The 2,825-nt window shown below is 75.3% G+C and carries 3 protein-coding genes; all 3 read left to right on the top strand.

Going from position 1 to position 2,825, the window contains the following annotated elements; translation table 11 throughout:
- A partial coding sequence (locus tag ABT299_RS29240; protein ID WP_500252654.1) for an alpha-glucosidase C-terminal domain-containing protein occupies positions 1-393 on the top strand: 393 nt, incomplete at its 5' end.
- Positions 394-395: 2 nt separating this feature from the next.
- Positions 396-1,853, top strand: a complete 1,458-nt coding sequence (locus ABT299_RS29235; protein WP_500252653.1) for a maltokinase N-terminal cap-like domain-containing protein — start codon at positions 396-398, stop codon at positions 1,851-1,853.
- Between the two features lie 179 nt (positions 1,854-2,032).
- Positions 2,033-2,770, top strand: coding sequence for an SDR family NAD(P)-dependent oxidoreductase (locus tag ABT299_RS29230; protein ID WP_500252652.1), 738 nt, complete (start codon positions 2,033-2,035; stop codon positions 2,768-2,770).
- Positions 2,771-2,825 lie beyond the last annotated feature (55 nt).

The raw sequence follows: 2,825 nt of genomic DNA, 5'->3' as shown, positions 1-2,825 counted from the left end.
CAGGTCAACAACCCCGGATCACTCCTGCACTGGACCCGCAAGATGATCGAGATCCGGCAGCGCCACCCCGTCTTCGGCGTCGGCACCTACGTCGAGCTGTCCGCCTCCAACCCCTCCGTCCTCGCCTTCACCCGCGAGATCGGGAACGGGGACACCAACCAGTGGGGCGGCACCGACACGGTCCTGTGCGTGAACAACCTGTCGCGCTTCCCGCAGCCGGTGGAGCTGGACCTGCGGCGGTTCCGCGGTTCGACGCCGATCGAGTGCATGGGCGGCGTGCAGTTCCCGGCCATCGGCGAACTGCCCTACCTGCTCACCCTCCCCGGCCACGGCTTCTACTGGTTCCTGCTGCCGCCTCCGCCGGACGAGCCGGGCGACGAGAGGGTGGTGTAGCCGTGCCCGGCGGTCCAGGCCAAGGAGGAGACCCGTCCCTCGTCCGGCTGCTGGCCGGCTGGCTGCCCCGGCAGCGCTGGTTCGGCGGCAAGGACAGCCCCATCGAGGACCTGTCCATCGGCACCGCGACCGAACTGCGGACCGGGGAGCCGGGGCTGCACCACCTCGTCCTCGACGTCCGCCAGAACGGCGCCACCGAGCACTACCAGGTCCTGCTCGGCGTCCGCCGCGACCTGCCCGAGCGCCTGCGCCCCCACGAGATCGGCCTGCTCGCCGGGGCGACCGGGATCACCGGCCACGCCTACGACGCCGCCCACGACCCCGAGCTGACCCGGCCGCTGCTCGCCCACATGGCGGGCGAGTCCGTCATCGGGCCGCTGCGCTTCCGGCGCGCGCCCGGCACCGGCATCCGCACCGACCTGGACGGCACGCCGTCCACCGCCGAGCAGAGCAACACCTCGCTCGTCTTCGGCGACGCGTACATGTGCAAGCTGTTCCGCAAGCTCGCGCCCGGCGTGAACCCCGACCTGGAGGTCAACCTCGCGCTGACCCGCGCCGGCTGCGAGCACGTCCCCGCCGTGCACGGCTGGATCGAACTGGCGCCCGGCGGCGACGGCGCCGGCGGCGGCGAACCCGTCACGCTCGCGCTGCTGTCGGAGTACCTGCGCAGCGCGACCGACGGCTGGCAGCTCGCGCTCACCAGCGTCCGCGACTGGTTCGCCCAGCCCTTACCGCCCGGCCCGCCCGACGCGCAGGCCGCGCTCACCACCGACGACCCGGGCGCGGCGGGCGGCGACTTCGCCGCCGAGGCCGAGCGGCTCGGCGCCGCGACCGCGCAGGTGCACAGCGACCTCGCCCGCGCGTTCGGCGTGACGACCGTGCCCGCCGAGCGGCTGCGCGCGCTGGCCGCCGGGATGAACGACCAGCTCGACGCGGTCGCCGAGGCCGTCCCGCAGCTGCGCCCGCACGCCCCCGCCATCCGCGCCGCGTTCGGCGAGGTCGCGGCGGCGGCCGGGGGACTGCAGTTCCAGCGGGTGCACGGCGACTACCACCTCGGCCAGGTGATGCGCACCGACACCGGCTGGGTGCTGCTGGACTTCGAGGGCGAGCCGGCGCGGGCGCCCGCGGAGCGGCGCGCGCCCGCGCACCCGCTCCGCGACGTCGCCGGGATGCTGCGCTCGTTCGAGTACGCGGCGCGGTTCCTGATCGCCTCGGACGGGAACCTCGCGCCGGGCACGGCGGACATGCTGGAGCAGCGCGCCCGCGCCTGGGCGGAGCGGAACCGGAACGCGTTCTGCGCCGGGTACGCGGCGGCGGGCGGTCCCGACCCGGCCGCGCACGCGGCGCTGGTGCGGGCGTTCGAGTTCGACAAGGCGGTCTACGAGATCCGGTACGAGGCGCGGAACCGTCCGTCCTGGCTGCCGGTCCCGCTGCGCTCGCTGGAGCACCTCGCCGGCTGACGCGCCCAGGCCCTCGGCCGGCACCGAGCGGTCGTCACAAGCGGGCGTGCTACCCGGTCTCAGCTACCGGCAACTGCGAGTCGATCGAGGCGGAGACGCCGGCGGGGTGCCGGAAAGCCGTTCGGAGCACCGAACGGCGCCGGCCGCGGCCCCGCCTGCCGGAGCCGAAGGGATGCGTCATGAGCAGCACGTTGGACGGGAAGGTCGCCCTGGTCACGGGGGCGTCGTCGGGCATCGGCGAGGCGACCGCGCTGGCCCTGTCGGCCGAGGGGGCCGCCGTCGCGGCGGGCGCCCGGCGCGCCGACCGGCTGGCGGCCCTGGCGGGCAAGGCGCCCGGCGAGGTGCTGGCCCTGGACCTGGACGTGACCGACGAGGCGTCGGTCCGCGCCGCGGTCGCGGCGACCGTCGACCGGTTCGGCGGCCTGGACGTCCTGGTCAACAACGCGGGGGTGATGTTCAACGGCCCGGTCGCGAGCGCGGACACCGCCGACTGGAGGCGCATGGTCGAGACCAACCTGCTCGGGTCGATGTACGCGGTCCACGCGGCGCTGCCGCACCTGCTGGAGCGCAGGGGCACCGTCGTGCAGGTCTCCTCGACCTCGGGGCGGACCGCCACGGCCACCGCCGGCGCCTACGCCGCCACCAAGTTCGGCGTCAACGCCTTCGCCGAGGCGCTGCGGCAGGAGGTCACCGCGCAGGGCGTGCGCGTCGTGCTGGTCGAACCGGGCTTCGTCGCCACCGAACTGGTCGACCACATCGCCGACCCCGGACACCGGGCGCTCGCGCGGGAGATGGCGGCCTCCATGCGGACCCTCCAGCCCGGGGACATCGCGGACGCCGTCGTCTACGCGGTCGGCCAGCCCGAGCACGTCGCGGTCAACGAACTCCTCATCCGCCCGACCGACCAGACCCAGTAGCGGGGGGGGGGGGGGCGCCCCCGGGCCGCGCGGGGCACTGGGGGGGAGACGGGGG

It is taken from the genome of Spirillospora sp. NPDC000708 (assembly GCF_040299565.1).
Lineage (GTDB): Bacteria > Actinomycetota > Actinomycetes > Streptosporangiales > Streptosporangiaceae > Spirillospora.
The sequence above is the reverse complement of the archived record's forward strand: the minus strand, read 5'-3'. Positions and strand labels throughout refer to the sequence as shown.